The sequence below is a fragment of the Sphingomonas sp. CCH15-F11 genome (assembly GCF_001557005.1).
In the GTDB taxonomy this organism is placed as follows: domain Bacteria; phylum Pseudomonadota; class Alphaproteobacteria; order Sphingomonadales; family Sphingomonadaceae; genus Sphingomonas.
Window position 1 is genome coordinate 1 of the sequence record NZ_LSKG01000124.1, and the last position, 16,222, is coordinate 16,222.

The following is a 16,222-nucleotide window of genomic DNA, read 5'->3' on the forward strand; positions in this document are numbered from 1 at the left end:
AGCCCGGTCAACGCACCGGGGCGGGGGGTTGCGGGCACGTTCACGCGATGGGGTCGGCGGCGGGCATGACCGTCTGCACCCGCACCGGCAGGCCATCGATGCTGTGCGTGCGGTCGGCAATCCGGGCCAGCCTTACCCCGGCATCCTGGGTCGCGTGGTATTTGACCAGCGTCTTGCGCTCGCGTTCCAGCGCCATATGCGGCACGCCCCAGCCGCAGCTCGTCTGTATGCTGTCGACCGCAATCTCGAAAATCTGCCGCGCGCCGGGCAGGCGCGGGAAATGCGCCGCCATCGCGTCATAGCCGGGGTCGCCCGCCACGGTGCAGCTGCCTCGGCCATAGATGCGCAGGATCAGCGCGGGATTGTCGAACGCGCAGAACATGATGGTAATGCGCCCGTCGACGTTCAGATGCGCCTGCGTCTCGTTGCCCGATCCGCCCAGGTCGAGATAGGCGACGCGGCGGTCGTCGAGCACCCGGAAACTGTCCATGCCCTTGGGGCTGAGGTTGATCCGCGCGCCCTCTGCCGCGGTCGCGACAAAGAACACGGGCTGCCGCGCGATGAAGGCGCGTTGATCGTCGTTCAGGCTGTCGAAGAACTCGGCCATTCGCTTTTTCTCCCGCCGTCCGGCAGCGATCATGTTGACGCTATCATCTCGTGCGCATATTCTTTGCGCATGAAGCCTGATCCAGTCTCTTCAGGCAAGCGCAAACCCGTCAACCTGTCGCTTGATACCGGAGTGGTGGCCGCCGCGCGCGAGGTTGGGCTAAATCTGTCACAGGTTTGCGAGGCTGCGCTTCGCGTAGCAAGCCACGAGGAACGTCAGAAGCGCTGGCGCGATGACAACCGGGAATGGGCGGAAAGTGTCAATACGTGGGTCGAACAGAACGGCCTGCCGCTTGAGCGCTATCGCCTCTTTTGATGGCGCAATTCGACGTCTACGCAAATCGCGACGGGCAGCTCCTGCTTGATTGCCAGGCCGACGCGCTCGCCAACCTCTCCACCAGACTCGTCGCGCCGCTGGTTCCAGTCGAAGACGCACCATCATTACGCCCGCGGCTGAACCCGGTCTTCGACCTGGATGGTCGCGATTATGCGTTGATCACCCAATTTGCGGCCGCGGTCAGTCGCGCTGAGCTTCAGGTCCATGTCGCATCGCTTGCTCGGCACCGGTATCAGATCATCTCTGCATACGACATGATGCTGACCGGGGTGTAATACTTCACACCGCCGTCCCGCCGACCGTCAGCCCATCGACCAGCAAGGTCGGCTGGCCCACGCCCGCCGGTACGCTCTGCCCGCCCTTGCCGCACATGCCGATGCCTTCGTCGAGCGCGAAATCGTGGCCGATGCCCGACACCTTGGTCAGCACGGTCGGGCCGTCGCCGATCAGCGTCGCGCCCTTGATCGGCGCGCCCAGCCGGCCGTCCTCGATTTTATAGGCTTCGATGCAGGAGAACACGAACTTGCCCGACACGATGTCGACCTGCCCGCCGCCGAACGACTTGGCATAGATGCCCTTCTTCACCCGCGTCATCAGCTCGGCCGGGTCGTCGCGGCCGGCGCGCATGAAGGTGTTGGTCATGCGCGGCATCGGTGCGTGTGCGAAACTCTCGCGCCGGCCATTGCCGGTCGGCTCGACCCCCATCAGCCGCGCGTTCAGCCGGTCGTGGATATAGCCTTTGAGAATGCCGTCCTCGATCAGGATGTTTTCCCGCGTCGGCGTGCCCTCGTCATCGATCGTCAGCGACCCGCGTCGGTCGAGGATCGATCCGTCATCGACCACGGTCACGCCGGGGGCGGCGACGCGCTGGCCGATGCGGCCGGAAAAGGCGCTCGTCCCCTTGCGATTGAAATCGCCCTCCAGCCCGTGGCCGACCGCTTCGTGGAGCAGCACGCCGCACCAGCCGGGGCCGAGCAGCACCGGCATGTCGCCCGCTGGCGCATCGACCGCTTCCAGATTGACCAGCGCCTGGGCCAGGGCCTCGTCGATCGCACGGTTCCACGTCTCCGGCGTCAGCAGCCGGTCATAGAGCGCGCGGCCGCCCGTGCCGAAGCTGCCCGTTTCGCGCCGGCCATTCTGCTCGACGACGATCGACACGTTGAGGCGGGTGAGCGGGCGGATGTCGGTGGCGGTGAAGCCGTCGGGGCGGACGATCTCGACCACGCTCCAGCTGCCGAGCAGGCTGACCGAGACCTGGACGACGCGCGGGTCGCGGGCGCGGGCCGCCGCGTCGATCGTCTGGCAGATCGCGACCTTGTCGGCAAACGGGATCAGGTCGATCGGATCGGCATCGGTATAGAGGTGCCGGTTGGTGCGCGGCGGCGGCGCGGCGCGCGGGCCGCTCGCGGGATCGATCAGCGCCATGGTCTCACCCGCGCGCGCGATCGCGGCGACCGACAGCTCGTTGGCATGGGCAAAGGCGGTCGTCTCGCCCGACACCGCGCGCAGCCCGAACCCGGCATCGGTATTGTAGGATGCGGTCTTCAGCCGCCCGTCGTCGAACCCGAATGCTTCGGACTTGCGATATTGCAGGTACAGCTCGCCATCATCGGCGCGCGCCAGCAACTGGGCGGTCAGTTTCTGCGCGGTGTCGGGGTCAAGGCCGTCGCGGTAGAGGAAGGCGCGGGGGTCGGGGGCGTGGATCATCGCCCGAATATAGGCAGCAATCACGCCCTGTCATCCGGGCTGTCATCCGCAGCAGCGGCTAGAGGCTTGCACCCGATGAGATATCGGGCAGCTTGCCCTGGTCCGCGCCGTCTGCGGGGCCGCCGATCAGCACGAAGCGCCGGTCGCAATAGCCGCAATCGACATAGCCATGCTCGTCGATCTGCAGGAACACGCGGGGATGGCCGAGCGCGGGCGCGATGTCGCCAGCGCCGTCACAGCTGACGCGGGGGGTGGTGACGCGGATCACTTCAGGCGGCGGGATCATGGCTCGCGGCGTTAGCAAGCCAAAAGCCGCGCGACAATTGCCGAATCGATTCCGCTTGGCTCCGGCGGGGCGGCGGCTTAGGTCGCGGAGCATGCAGGACGCGGCAATCGAAATCGACGGTCTGTCCAAGACCTACAAGGGCGGCAAGCAGGCGCTGAGCGATGTCAGCTTCAGCGTCCGGCGCGGGTCGATCTTCGGCCTGCTCGGCCCCAATGGCGCGGGCAAGTCGACGCTGATCAATGTGCTGGCGGGGCTGGTCAACAAGACCGCCGGGCGCGCCTCGATCTGGGGCTTCGACATCGACCAGCACCCCCGCAATGCCAAGGCGTCGATCGGCATCGTCAATCAGGAAATCACCTTCGACCCCTTCTTCACCCCCGCCGAAACGCTGGAGAACCAGGCCGGCCTCTATGGCGTGCCCAAGGGCAGGCGCCGCACGATGGAGCTGCTGCGCGCGATGCGGCTGGAGGACAAGGCCAACGCCTATTCGCGCACGCTGTCGGGCGGGATGAAGCGGCGGCTGATGGTGGCGAAAGCGATGGTGCATTCGCCGCCCGTGCTGGTGCTCGACGAGCCGACCGCCGGCGTCGATATCGAGCTTCGCCAGCAGCTCTGGGCGTTCGTGCGCGAATTGAACCAGGGCGGGGTGACGGTGGTGCTGACCACCCATTATCTCGAGGAGGCCGAGGAGCTGTGCGACCGTATCGCCATCATCAACCATGGCCGGCTGATCGCCAATGAACCGACCCGCGCGCTGGTCGGCATGGCGCGCGAGAAGCAGGTCGAGGTGACCGTCGACCGCGACGTCGCCGCGCCGCCCGAGGCCGCATGCTTCCAGAAGATCACGCTGAAGGGCGACCGCGTGCTGGCGATCACTTATTCAAAGGACGAAGTGAACGCCGGCGACGTCCTCGCCGCCGTCCAGGCCAGCGGCTACGGCATCGTCGACGTGGTGACCCGCGATCCGGACCTGGAGGACGTGTTCCTTAATCTGACGCGGGCGACGATTGCGTGAGCGCCGCTGCTTCGGCCCGTCAAGGAGAACGCAGGTGATGTCGAGCGACCTCAAGAAGAATGTGACGATCGAAATCCGATTGCCTGATCAGGTCAAATCGGCGTTCATCGCGCAGTGCCAGCTGGAAGACCGCACCGCCAGCGGCGCGCTGCGCGATCTGATCGACCGGCATCTCGCGGGTGAACTGCCGCGTCCGGCGCGCCGTCAGTCGGCGGCATGGCGGATCGCCGCCGCGTGGATGGTCGGCGCGGTGCTCGGTGCCGGTGTTGCCGCGCCGTCGCTGGCGCAGTCGGCACGACCGCCGCTCCCCAGCTTTGACCAGCTCGATCGCAATCACGACGGCGTCGTCAGCCGAAGCGAGTATCGCGCGGGTTAGCACCCGACCCTCCTGATTGCGCCCGTCACCGCATTGTCCGGACACGAAAGGCGCGGCGTCCGGACGGCTTCAGGCTGGACCGTCGCGACGGCGGCGCACAGTCCGTCGCGATGGTCGCCCCCGACACTTCCCTGCCCGCCGCGTCGAAATGGCGTTCGGAGCTTCGTTTCTTCGCCGTGCTGATGCTGGGCACGTTTGCGCTGAACAGCCTGATCGTGAAGCCGTTCTACATCCCATCTGAATCGATGCTTCCGGGGCTGATGACCGGCGACAACATTGTCGTCTCGAAATTTCCCTATGGCTGGTCGTTCATCTCGCCCAGTTTTCACGTGCTGCCGCCCCTGCCGGGGCGGCTGTTCGGACGGGTGCCTCGACGAGGGGATGTCGTGGTCTTCACGCCGCCCGATCGCGACCGGCGCAGCGAGGATTGGATCAAGCGCGTCATTGGCTTGCCCGGCGACCAGGTGCAGATGGTCAATGGACGGCTCTGGTTGAACGGTCGTCGCGTCCATACAACCGACTTGGGTCGACGTGCTTTCCCGGTCGATCCCAACTTCGCATGTCGCGGCGGCGGTCAGCTGTCGCGCGGCGGGCGATCGTGCAGCCTGCACATCATTCGCGAAACGCTGCCCGACGGAACCTCCTATGACACGATAGAAAATGGCATCGGTGCCGCCGATGACACGCCACCCTATGTCGTGCCGGCCGGCCACGTTTTCGTCATGGGCGACAATCGCGACAACAGCGCCGACAGCCGCGTACCGATTGCGCAAACCGGCTTGGGTGGCGCTATTCCGGTAGAGAACATCGCGGGGCGCGCCGAGTTCATCAGCTTCTCGGTGGATGGCAGCGCCGGGTGGAATCCGTTGCGCTGGCCCTGGTCACTGCGCACCGAACGCGCCGGGGTGTCGCTGCGCCCGAAACGCGCCATGCCATAGCCTCCCATCTCGCAGACCCTTGCCAAGCCCTACGCAACCGCCTTCATAAGCGCACTGTTCCATCCTCAGGGGCGATGCGCTTGACCCACGACCCGCATTCTACCGACATCCTGGTCATCGGCTCGGGCGCGGCCGGGCTTACCGCGGCGCTCAATCTGGCCGGCCGGTTCCGCGTCACCGTGCTGGCGAAGGGGGCGATGAACGAAGGGTCGACTGCCTGGGCACAGGGCGGCATCGCCGCGGTGCTCGAACCCGGCGACACGTTCGACAATCATGTCGAGGACACGATGATCGCCGGCGCGGGCCTCAACGATCGCGCCACCGTCGAGTTCGTGGTCGAGGGCGCGCCCGCCGCCATCGCGCGGCTCGTCGAGCTGGGCGTGCCGTTCAACATGGACGGCAACACGCTGCACCTGACGCGCGAGGGCGGGCACAGCCACCGCCGCATCGTCCATGTCGACGACGCGACCGGCTGGGCGGTGCAGGAAGCGTTGCTGAAGGCCGCGCGCGCCAATCCCAACATCACGCTTGTCCCCGACATGATCTGCATCGACCTGGCGACCAGCCGGCACGAGCTTCGCTATTCGGGCGCGGGGCATGTCCACGGCGTCTATGCGGTCAACCGCGCAACCGGGCGGGTCGAGCTGTTCACCGCGCGCGCGACCGTGCTGGCGACCGGCGGGGCGGGGCGCACCTATCAGTTCTCGACCGCACCAAAAGGGGCGACCGGCGACGGCATCGCCATGGCGTGGCGGGCGGGTTGCCGGATTTCCAACATGGAGTTCATGCAGTTCCACCCGACCTGCCTGTTCCACCTCGAGGTCAAGAATTTCCTGATCACCGAGGCGGTCCGGGGCGAGGGCGGGCACCTGATCAACCCGGTCACGCACAAGCGCTTCATGGCCTATTACGATCCCGAGCGGCTGGAACTGGCGCCCCGCGACGTGGTGGCGCGCGCGATCGACGCAGAGATCAAGCGGTTCGGGCTCGATTACGTCCATCTCGACATCAGCCATCGCGGCGCGGACTTCGTCGCCGCGCATTTCCCGACCATTCATGCCAAGCTGACCGGACTTGGCATCGACATGACGCGCGAGCCGATCCCGGTGGTGCCGGCCCAGCATTATACCTGCGGCGGTGTCGTCGTCGATCGCGACGGGCGCACCGACCTGCCCGGCCTTTACGCGGCGGGCGAAGTCACTCAGTCGGGCCTGCATGGCGCGAACCGGCTCGCGTCGAACAGCCTGCTCGAATGTTTCGTGTTCGGCGAGGCGGCGGCGGCGCACATCGCCGCCAACTGGGACGACCTGCCGCCGCCGCCCGCCATTCGCCCCTGGGACGAGAGCCGCGTGACCGATTCGGACGAGGAAGTCGTCATCAAGCAGAACTGGACCGAAATCCGCCGCTTCATGTGGAACTATGTCGGCATCGTGCGCACCACCAAGCGACTGGAGCGCGCGGCGCACCGCATCCGCCTGCTGACCGAGGAAGTGAACGACTATTACGGCCATTTCCGCGTCACGCCCGACCTGATCGAGCTGCGCAATCTGCTGCAATCGGCCGAACTGATCGTCCGCTGCGCGCTCCAGCGGCGCGAAAGCCGGGGCCTCCACTACACGCTCGACTACCCCGATCGGCTTGAAACCGCCGTCGATACCGTCCTCCTCCCCTGAAGGGCCGAAGGTTCCGCGGCTCGACTCGCCGAAAACACGGCTCGTCGCTGCTTTCTTGCGGCCTGTCGCAAGCTGTGTCTGCCTACATTTGGTGTTCACGCGGAAGCAGGCATGGTCCCGGCAATGAGCGAGCGAGGGAAATGACGGGGTTTCAGCCCTTTACGAAACGCCAGCGTGCGACGACGGTGGCCGGGCTCGCGCCGTTCATTCTGCTCAGCTGTGTCGCCCCCTCCACCCCCGCCCCGACGCTCAGCGCGGCCCCGGCCCCGCGGGCGGTGATGCCGGTGCCTGCCGCGGTGCGCCCCGCGCCGCCGCCTCCCGTGGCCCCCGCGGCATTGGTGACGGGCATCGACGCGATCGCGACCGAATTCGGGGGCAAGGTCGGCATCGCGGTCAAGAGCATCGATGAAGGCTGGATGGTCGCCAAGAACGGCGACCAGCGCATGCCGCAGCAAAGCGTCAGCAAGCTGTGGGTGGCGATGACGATGCTCGATGCGCGCGACAAAGGTCGCGTGCGGCTCGAGGATTCGGTGACGATCACCCGCAACGACCTGACGCTGTTCCATCAGCCGATCGCCGGCTTGATGAAGGACGGCAGCTATCGGACGACGGTGGGCGAACTGTTCCGCCGCGCCATGACGATGAGCGACAATACCGCCAATGACCGGCTGCTCCAGCTGGTCGGCGGGCCGCAGGCGGTGCGCGGCTTCATCGCCGACCGCAATCTCGGCAATATCCGCTTCGGCCCCGGCGAACGGCTGCTCCAGTCGCGCACCGCCGGGCTGGAATGGAAGCAGGATTATGCGATGGGCCGCGCGTTCGAGGCGGCCCGTGCCAAGCTGCCGCGCGAAGTGCGTCAGGCGGCGTTCGACAGCTATGTCGCCGAACCGATCGACGGGGCGGGGGCGGCGGCGATCGCCAACGCGCTTGCCCGGCTGAAGCGGGGCGAGCTTTTGTCGGCGGGATCGACGACGTTGCTCATCTCCACCATGCAGGAATCGCGCACCGGCCGCGCGCGGCTGAAGGGTGCGGTGCCTGCCGGCTGGGTGCTGGGGCACAAGACCGGGACCGGCCAGGATTTCTTTGGCCGCACCGCGGGCTTCAACGATGTCGGCATTCTGACCGCACCCGACGGCAAGAGCTATGCGATCGCGGTCCTGATCGGCGACACGCGCCGGCCGATTCCCGAGCGCCAGCAGCTGATGCAGACCGTCGTCGCGAGCGTCGTCGCCAATCACCGCTGATCGCCGTTGCCGGCCGCCCGGCCGTCGGTTCGTTCAGCGCTTCACTTTTTCGAACAGCTCGATCAGCTCGTTGAACTTGGCACGCTGTTCATTGGCGTCGCCCGCGGCGATCGCCTCGCCGACGCAGCAGGCGGCGTGGTCCTTCAGGATCTCGCTCTCGGCCTTGCCGAGCGCCGCCTTGATCGCCTGGACCTGATGGAGGATGTCGATGCAATAGCGATCGTCCTCCACCATCTGGATGACGCCGCGCACCTGCCCCTCGATTCGCTTCAGCCGATTGCGGATTTCCGCCTTGTGCCTACCCATCTCGCCGACCCGCTTGAATACCCAAGGGGGGTATAGTATCGGCGCGGCGAAGGACAGGCAACACCATGGTGCATTCACGTTCACGGCGATCGGTGCTGGCCGGCATGGGTGCCGGCGCATCGTTGCTGACGATGCCGGCCTGGGCGCAGGGGCATTCGATGCACCGCGCGCCGCGCCGCGGCGGCCCGATCCCGGCCGGCTTCGACGAGGTGTCAGGCGAGGTGATCGACCTGACGATCGGCAGCGGCCATCGCGTGGTCGAGGGGCGGCGCGGTCCCGGCGTCGCGGTGAACGGCAGCGTGCCCGGCCCGCTCATCCGCCTGGTCGAGGGCCAGCGCGTCCGCCTGAACGTCACGAACAGGCTCGACGTCGACAGTTCGGTGCATTGGCACGGCCTGCTGGTGCCGTTCCAGTATGACGGCGTGCCCGGCATCAGCTTTCCCGGCATCCGCCCGGGCGAGACCTTCACCTATGATTTTCCCGTTCGCCAGGCCGGGACCTACTGGTACCACAGTCATTCCGGCCTGCAGGAACAGTCCGGCCATTACGGGCCGATGATCATCGCGCCGCGCGGCGGCGATCCCCTGCGTGTCGATCGCGACTACATCCTGCTGCTCAGCGAGTTCACCACGCTCGACCCGCATTTCATCATGAACCGGCTGCGCACCGGCGGCGGCTATTTCAACTATCGCCAGAACACGTTGACCGACGATTATCCGATGTCGGCGGAAGAAAGGCGGATGTGGGGCCGGATGCGCATGATGCCGACCGACATTGCGGACATCGGCGCACCGACGTACACCTTTCTCGCCAATGGCCGGGGGCCGGGCGAGGGGATGGAATATCTGTTCCGCGCCGGCGAGCGGATCCGCCTGCGCGTCATCAACGGGTCGGCGCAGAGCTTCTTCAACGTGCGCATCCCGGGCCTGGCGATGCAGGTCGTCGCCACCGACGGCCAGCCGGTGCGGCCGGTCGAGGTCGACGAGTTCCAGATCGGCACCGCCGAAACCTATGACGTGATCGTCGAGCCGGGTTCGGCGCCCGCCTATACCATCGTGGCGGAATCGATGGAGCGATCGGGCATGGCGGTCGCCACGCTGGCCAGCGCCCCGGGATTGCGCGCCGACGTGCCGCCGCTGCGCGATCCGCCGGTGCTGACGATGGGCGACATGGGCATGAACCATGGCGCGGCGAATCACGGTGCCACCGGTGAAGGCGGCATGGATCATGCGAACATGGGTCATGGCACGATGGACCATGGTGCGATGGGCCATGGCATGACCGCCGATGATGCGAAGCCAAGGTCCGATCCCGCGATGGACATGGCCGGCATGAAGATGCGCGACACGTCACTGCTGCCGCCCGACGTGGCGGTGGGGCCGGGGATCGACATGGTGGCGATGGCGCCGGTCGACAAAATGGGCGACCCCGGGCTCGGCCTGCGCGACGTGCCGCACCGCGTGCTCAATTACCGGATGCTCGCCGCTCGCGATCCGCGCCCCGAGGTTCGCGCGCCGACGCGACTGATCGAGCTTCACCTGACCGGCAACATGGAACGCTATATGTGGTCGTTCGACGGCCGGATGTATTCGGCGGTCAGCGACGTGCCGATCCGCTTTGCCTGGAACGAGCGGGTACGCGTCAAGCTGGTCAACAACACGATGATGGCGCACCCCATCCATCTGCACGGGATGTTCTTTGAACTGGTCAACGGCCAGCCTGCCGAACGCCAGCCGCGCAAGAACACGATGATCGTCCAGCCCGGCGCCAGCGCGACGTTCGACCTGACCGCCGACGAACCCGGCGACTGGGCGTTTCACTGCCACCTGCTCTATCACATGCATGGCGGCATGATGCAGACGGTGACCGTGATAGGGCCGGAGCAGCCGGCGTGACGCTCGCCCATGGCCCAGTGCTGGCGCTCGCCGTCGCGGTGGCGGCCACGCCTGCCGAGGCCCAGGATCATGGCGGCCATGGCGGCCACAGCGCGCATCAAGCCTCACCTGCGCCGACACCCGAACCGACGCTTCCGCCGGTTCAGGCCGACCCGCACGCCGGGCACCAGATGGCCGATCCGCACGCGGGACATGCAATGCCGGCCCCGCCAAGCCCGCCAAGCCCACCGGCTGAGGCCCCCGGCATCGAGACGCCACCCCCGCCCGGGGCCGGCAGCGGCCCGCCGCGCGCCGCCGATGCGATCTGGGGCGCCGAGGCGATGCGGGCGTCGCGGCGCGCGTTGCAGCAGGTGCACGGCGATTATCCGCTGTTCTGGTTCCAGGTCGATCGGGCGGAAGTCCAGATGCGCGATGGCCGCGACGGCTATCTGTGGGACATACAGGGCTATTATGGCGGACCGACCGAGCGGCTGTGGTTCAAGAGCGAAGGCGAAGGGGCGTTCGGCGCCGCCCCCGACGATGCCGAGGTGCAGGCGCTCTATGCGCGCGCGATCGCGCCGTTCTTCGATGTGCAGGCCGGCATTCGCCACGAAATCGCCGGGCCGGACACGACCCATGCGGTCGTCGGCATCCAGGGGCTCGCGCCCTATCTGTTCGAGATCGACGCTGCCCTGTTCCTGTCGCATCGCGGCGACCTGACCGCGCGGATCGAGGCTGAGCTCGACCAGCGCATCACTCAGCGCCTGATCGTTCAGCCCCGTATCGAAGCCAATCTCGCCGCCCAGGATATCCCGATGCTGGGCGTGGGAGCCGGGCTCGACCATTTCGATTTCGGCGTGCGGTTACGCTATGAATTCGTGCGCGAGTTTGCCCCCTATATCGGCGTCGAGCAAAGCTGGCGCACCGGTCGCGGCGCGGACTTCGCGCGCGCGGCCGGCACCGACCCCAGCGTTACCCAGTTCGTCGCCGGCATCCGCCTCTGGTTCTAGGCCGCCGCCGGGCAGTATCGGCTGAGATAGTCCGCATGGCTCGGCATGTGCTGGACGACATATTGGATCGACTGTTCGATCGCGTCATATTCCTGGCGCGTCGTCGGTTCGGGCAGGCTGTCGGCCATCGCGTTGTGGCCCTGCATCGCAATGCCCTGACCCATCATCACCGCCGCCCAGCTCGTCTCGGTGAACAGTTCGTCATCCTCGCGGAAGATCTGGCCATTGTGGCGGAACAGCTCGATCTTTTCGGTGAGGCTGTCGGGCACCGCCATGGTCCGGCAATGATTCCAGAAGTCGCTGTCGTCACGCGCCGTGGATTTATAATGCAGGATCAGGAAGTCGCGGATGCGCGCATATTCCTTGCCCGTCAGCCGGTTGAAGGCTGCCTCCTGCACCGGCGTTACCCCGTCTAGCGAGAGGAGCGCGATCAGCTTGTTGATGCCGGTGTTGATGAGGTGGATCGACGTGGATTCGAGTGGCTCCATGAACCCCGCCGCCAGGCCGAGCGCGACGACATTCTTGTTCCAGAACTTCTTGCGCCGCCCGGTGACGAAGCGCAGCCAGTTGGGATCGGCGGCCGGCTTGCCCGCGATGTTCCCGACCAGGATGTCGAGCGCGGTATCGTCGGCCATGAAGCTGCTGCAATAGACGTGGCCATTGCCGTTGCGGTGCTGGAGCGGCACCTGCCACTGCCAGCCGGCGCTGTGCGCAGTGGCGCGGGTATAGGGCAGCGGCGGGCTGCCATCCTCACGCAGGCAGGGAAGCGCGACGGCGCGGTCGCACGGCAGATAATGCGACCAGTCCTCATAGCCGGTGTGCAGCGCCTGCTCGATCAGCAGGCCGCGGAAGCCCGAGCAGTCGATGAACAGGTCGCCGGCGATGATCGTCGCGTCATCGAGCGTTACCGACGTGACGAAGCCGGTTTCGCCGTCGATCGCGACATCGCCCACCTTGCCCTCGCGCCGCACCACGCCGCGCTGCTCGGCATAGGTGCGCAGGAAGCGGGCATAGCGCCCCGCGTCGATATGATAGGCGTAGTTGACCGGCGGCAGATCGTCGCGCTGATAATCGGCGGTGCGGGCAAAACGGCCGAAATGCGCCGCCATGGTTTCCATGTTGAACAGCTGGATCGGGCGGTTGTCTCCCGCGACGTGATATCGGTGCCAGACATGGTGGAACGAAATACCGTCCATCTCATAGCCGTAATTGCCGAACGGATGGATGTAGCTGTCGCCGATCCTGCCCCAGTTGACGAACTGGATGCCTAGTTTGAAGCTGCCCTGCACGCACGACATCATCTCGCGCTCGTCGATTTCGAGCAGGCGGTTGAAATCGACAAAGGGCGGTATGGTCGCCTCACCGACGCCGACAGTGCCGATCTGTTCGGATTCGATGAGCGTGATCGAAACGGGACGGCCCGCACGCAGCCGCGATAGCGCCGCCGCTGCCATCCAGCCTGCGGTGCCCCCGCCGACGATGACGATATGCTCGATGGCCATGTCCCCGATCCTCTCCTGCGTGCGCGCGTCCCGGCTGGTCTTGCTGCCCCGGTTGATGCGGCAGGGCGAAACATAGCGCAAATCACCAACATGTGAACGTTCATATTTCGCGCTTGTGAACGCTCTCAATTGCCGATATCATCCGTGGCGAGGCCAGCAGTCATAGCCGGCACGAAACAGGTTTTGAGGGGAGGTTGGTTTGGCACGCAAACCCATGAGCGGCATCGCGCGCGCATCGCGCCTGGCGGCAATGTCCACGGCATCTGGCCTCGCGCTCGCCGCGTTCACCGCACCACCGGCATTGGCGCAGACCGCCGCCGAACCGCAGGACGGCACTGCCCAGCCCGCGCCCGCCGACGACGGGACCGCAACGCCCGCCGAAGACGAGATTGTCGTCACCGGTTTCCGCCGGTCGCTCGCAAGCGCCCAGACGATTAAGCGCAACGCCGACACCGTCGTCGACGTCATCACGGCCGAAGACATCGGCGCATTGCCCGACCGATCGGTGGCGGAGGCGCTGCAGCGCGTGCCCGGCATCAACATCTCGCGCTTCGAACAACGCAACGACCCCGACCGCTTTTCGGTCGAGGGGTCGGGCGTCATCATCCGCGGCCTGCCCTTCGTCCGCTCCGAGCTGAACGGCCGCGACATCTTCTCCGCCAATGGCGGCCGCGAATTGTCGTTCAACGACGTGTCGCCCGAACTGCTCGGCCGGGTCGAAGTATTCAAGAACGGCACCGCCGACATGATCGACGGCGGCATTTCCGGCACCGTCAACCTGGTCACGCGCAAGCCGCTGGACAAGCGCGGCTTTAGCATCGCCGGCACGGTCGAGGGCAATTATGGCGATCTGGCCAAGGAATGGTCGCCCGGCTTTTCGATCCTGGCGTCGAACACCTTTGAAACCGGGATCGGCACCTTCGGGCTTCAGCTCGCTTATGCCCAGTCGGAACTGGTGACGCGCACCGATGCGTCACAGATCACCGACCCCTGTTATCGTGCGCGCACGCTCGATGCCGGCTGCATCCGCGTCCGCGCGGTGGGATCGGGGGGGTTTTCGGGCGATCCGCTGGACCCCTCCGCCTTCCCGCCCGCCGGCGCGGTGTTCGTGCCCAAGGGCGCCGGGGTGCGCACCACCGATTTGACCCGCGACCGCAATGCCTATTCGGCGGTCGGCCAGTGGCAGAGCAGCGACGGCCGCGCCACGCTGACGCTGGAATATCTGCGCGCGGAGACCGAAGCGACGCTCGACGAATTCGCGATTCTGGCGCTGGTCAATGACGACGCACTGTTTCCGGTGCCCGCGCCCGGCACGACACCGGTGTTCCAGGGCAACCAGTTTGTCACCGGCACGCTGACCCAGGCGCAGCCGTTCAACGGCGGGCGCGGCATCCCGACCGAGCTGCTTCGCTTCCAGCGCGAAGACGAGGCGATGACCGAGGACTATTCGCTGACGCTCAAGCTGGAGCCGACCGACCGGCTGCGCTTCAACATCGAATTGCAGAAGATCAATTCGGATCGGACCGAGGAAGGCTTCATCGGCACGATGCAGACCTATACCGACGTCTTCATCGACAATTCGGGCACGACGCCGCAGGTCCAGTTCCTCCAGCCCGGCGCGACCAATTCGCCGGCGGGCTATTTCAACGATCCCGCCAACACCTTCTACTGGTTCCTGATCGACAATCAGGTGCGCAACGAAGGCGAGCTGACCACGATGCGCTTCGACGCGGAGTATGACGTCAGCGAAGACGGGTTCTTCAAGAAGGCGCGGTTCGGTGCGCGCTGGGGCGACCGCAACCGGGTGACCCGCAACGCCAATTTTTCCAACTGGGGCAATCTGGGGGCGCCATGGACCGGGCGCGGCGGCAACTGGAACGGCGCGGATCCACAGGTTTTCGGACCTGGCGGTGCCTATGTCCGCGACTTCCCCGGTTCGTCGACGCTGCGCGACCCGTTCGGCAGCAATTTCCAGCGCGGCAACGCCCCCGTGCCGCTGGGCGACGGATCTGCGTTCTTCTTTGGCGGCGACAATCTGGTCGCCGACTATCTGAGCGGATCGATCCGCGACCAGGCGCGCGCGATCACCGATTTCACGCTGACCCCGAATGCGTGGATTCCGCTCGCCGCGCGCTCCAATGTCGTGGCGGGCGGGCCGTGGACGGCGGGCGAGATTTCCGACGTCGATGAAAGCACTTTCGGCGTCTATGCGCGCGCGGATTTCGGTGCCGACCTGGGTGGCGACGTGACGCTCGCCGGCAATGTCGGTCTGCGCTATGTCAAGACGACGGTGCGCAGCGGCGGGCAGATCAATTTCCCGGCCGGCGACTTTTTCGATGCACCGCCGGGCGGCAATGGCGACGGCCGGGTGAGCGTCGCCGAGCTTCAGCAAGCGTGCGGCAACTTGCAGCCCGGCCAGGTGGCACCGGGCTATTGCAGCCTGTCGCCGCAGCGGCTGGCGCAATTTGCCTCGGTCTTCACCAGCGAAATCATTGACGACAGTTCGAACATCGATTTCGACAACTGGCTGCCCAGCTTCAACGCGCGGATCGACTTCGGCAACGGGATGCTGGTGCGCGGCGCGGTGTCGCGGGGGATTTTCCGGCCCGACCTGTCATCCTTCGCCACCGGGGGCGCGATTTCGGACAATACCACGAACCTGCGCTCCGCCGGCACGCTCGACACCGGGCCGTTGTTCCAGATTTTCACGGGCAACCGCCTGCTTCGACCGACCCAGGCGTGGAATTACGATCTGTCGTTCGAATGGTATTTCGATCGCGTCGGCTCCATCACGCTCGCCGGGTTCGTCAAGGACATCAGCGGGATCGTCAACGGCGGCGCGGTGGTCCGCAACTTCACCAGCGGCAGCGGGGTCTCGACCGACGTGCTGGTCAACGGCCCCGTCAACAGCGACGGCGGCACGTTGAAGGGCGTGGAGCTGGCCTATCAGCAGACCTATACTTTCCTGCCCGGCCCGTTGAGCGGTTTTGGTTCGCAGATCACCTATACCTATGTCGATGCGGGTGATTTCAACAACAGCAACCTGGGTGCCGAACAAAGCCCGTTCACCGGCAATCTGCCGCTGGCGGGCGTGTCGAAACACACGGTCAACGCGACCCTGTTCTATGAAAAGTCGTTCCTGTCGGCGCGCGTCGCCTATAACTGGCGCTCCGACTTCCTCCAGACGCCGCGCGACGTCATCTTCCCGTTCTCGCCCATCTATGGCGAAGCGACCGGTCAGCTTGACGGTTCGATCTTCGTCACGGTGAACAAGAATCTGAAGGTCGGCGTCCAGGGCGTGAACCTGCTCGACGAAGTCACCCAGACCAGCCAGGTCATCGATTTCGA

At 66.1% G+C, this 16,222-nt stretch carries 15 protein-coding genes; 10 read left to right on the forward strand and 5 right to left on the reverse strand.

Features of this window, described 5'->3' with window-relative positions:
- Positions 1–40 precede the first annotated feature (40 nt).
- Positions 41–607 (reverse strand): pyridoxamine 5'-phosphate oxidase family protein, encoded by a 567-nt coding sequence (locus tag AX709_RS11370; protein WP_066549406.1) that lies wholly within the window; start codon positions 605–607, stop codon positions 41–43.
- On the opposite strand from AX709_RS11370, the gene AX709_RS11375 reads away from it, so the two are divergent.
- Together AX709_RS11375 and AX709_RS11380 are read left to right on the forward strand one after the other, a co-directional pair.
- Positions 572–922, forward strand: coding sequence for a type II toxin-antitoxin system CcdA family antitoxin (locus tag AX709_RS11375; protein ID WP_231727502.1), 351 nt, complete (start codon positions 572–574; stop codon positions 920–922). The two genes, AX709_RS11370 and AX709_RS11375, sit on opposite strands and share 36 nt — an antisense overlap.
- Complete coding sequence (locus tag AX709_RS11380) at positions 922–1,218, forward strand: CcdB family protein (protein ID WP_066549408.1); 297 nt, start codon at positions 922–924, stop codon at positions 1,216–1,218. Before AX709_RS11375 ends, AX709_RS11380 begins: the two co-directional genes overlap by 1 nt.
- Positions 1,219–1,222: 4 nt before the next feature.
- Here the strand turns inward: AX709_RS11380 and tldD are convergent, their stop codons facing one another.
- Both tldD and AX709_RS11390 read right to left on the reverse strand, forming a co-directional pair.
- Entirely contained in the window at positions 1,223–2,650 is a 1,428-nt protein-coding gene (tldD, locus tag AX709_RS11385) for a metalloprotease TldD (protein ID WP_066549413.1), read from the reverse strand.
- 58 nt (positions 2,651–2,708) lie between these two features.
- Positions 2,709–2,936: a zinc-finger domain-containing protein gene (locus tag AX709_RS11390; protein WP_066483395.1), complete on the reverse strand. Its 228-nt coding sequence runs from the start codon at positions 2,934–2,936 to the stop codon at positions 2,709–2,711.
- 91 nt (positions 2,937–3,027) lie between these two features.
- On the opposite strand from AX709_RS11390, the gene AX709_RS11395 reads away from it, so the two are divergent.
- From AX709_RS11395 to AX709_RS11415, 5 genes are all read left to right on the forward strand, one after another.
- On the forward strand, positions 3,028–3,951 hold the full coding sequence (locus AX709_RS11395; RefSeq protein ID WP_066549415.1) for an ABC transporter ATP-binding protein: 924 nt from the start codon (positions 3,028–3,030) through the stop codon (positions 3,949–3,951).
- A gap of 34 nt (positions 3,952–3,985) precedes the next feature.
- Complete coding sequence (locus AX709_RS11400; RefSeq protein ID WP_197432032.1) at positions 3,986–4,327, forward strand: hypothetical protein; 342 nt, start codon at positions 3,986–3,988, stop codon at positions 4,325–4,327.
- 110 nt (positions 4,328–4,437) lie between these two features.
- Positions 4,438–5,265 (forward strand): signal peptidase I, encoded by an 828-nt coding sequence (gene lepB, locus AX709_RS11405; RefSeq protein ID WP_066549418.1) that lies wholly within the window; start codon positions 4,438–4,440, stop codon positions 5,263–5,265.
- Positions 5,266–5,345: 80 nt separating this feature from the next.
- Positions 5,346–6,938 carry an L-aspartate oxidase gene (gene nadB, locus AX709_RS11410; RefSeq protein ID WP_066549426.1) on the forward strand — a complete coding sequence of 531 codons (1,593 nt, stop codon included), beginning with the start codon at positions 5,346–5,348 and terminating at the stop codon, positions 6,936–6,938.
- Between the two features lie 140 nt (positions 6,939–7,078).
- Positions 7,079–8,182, forward strand: coding sequence for a serine hydrolase (locus AX709_RS11415; protein ID WP_066549420.1), 1,104 nt, complete (start codon positions 7,079–7,081; stop codon positions 8,180–8,182).
- A gap of 33 nt (positions 8,183–8,215) precedes the next feature.
- Here the strand turns inward: AX709_RS11415 and AX709_RS11420 are convergent, their stop codons facing one another.
- On the reverse strand, positions 8,216–8,488 hold the full coding sequence (locus AX709_RS11420; protein ID WP_066483404.1) for a metal-sensitive transcriptional regulator: 273 nt from the start codon (positions 8,486–8,488) through the stop codon (positions 8,216–8,218).
- 65 nt (positions 8,489–8,553) lie between these two features.
- On the opposite strand from AX709_RS11420, the gene AX709_RS11425 reads away from it, so the two are divergent.
- Together AX709_RS11425 and AX709_RS11430 are read left to right on the forward strand one after the other, a co-directional pair.
- The gene (locus AX709_RS11425; protein WP_082731759.1) at positions 8,554–10,383 is read left to right on the forward strand and encodes a copper resistance system multicopper oxidase; all 1,830 of its coding nucleotides are present in this window, start codon (positions 8,554–8,556) and stop codon (positions 10,381–10,383) included.
- Complete coding sequence (locus AX709_RS11430) at positions 10,380–11,372, forward strand: copper resistance protein B (protein ID WP_066549424.1); 993 nt, start codon at positions 10,380–10,382, stop codon at positions 11,370–11,372. Before AX709_RS11425 ends, AX709_RS11430 begins: the two co-directional genes overlap by 4 nt.
- On the opposite strand, the gene AX709_RS11435 is transcribed toward AX709_RS11430, so the two are convergent.
- The gene (locus tag AX709_RS11435; protein ID WP_066549428.1) at positions 11,369–12,874 is read right to left on the reverse strand and encodes a tryptophan halogenase family protein; all 1,506 of its coding nucleotides are present in this window, start codon (positions 12,872–12,874) and stop codon (positions 11,369–11,371) included. The genes AX709_RS11430 and AX709_RS11435 overlap by 4 nt on opposite strands.
- Positions 12,875–13,073: 199 nt before the next feature.
- On the opposite strand from AX709_RS11435, the gene AX709_RS11440 reads away from it, so the two are divergent.
- On the forward strand, positions 13,074–16,222 hold a 3,149-nt coding region (locus AX709_RS11440), incomplete at its 3' end, for a TonB-dependent receptor (RefSeq protein ID WP_231727503.1).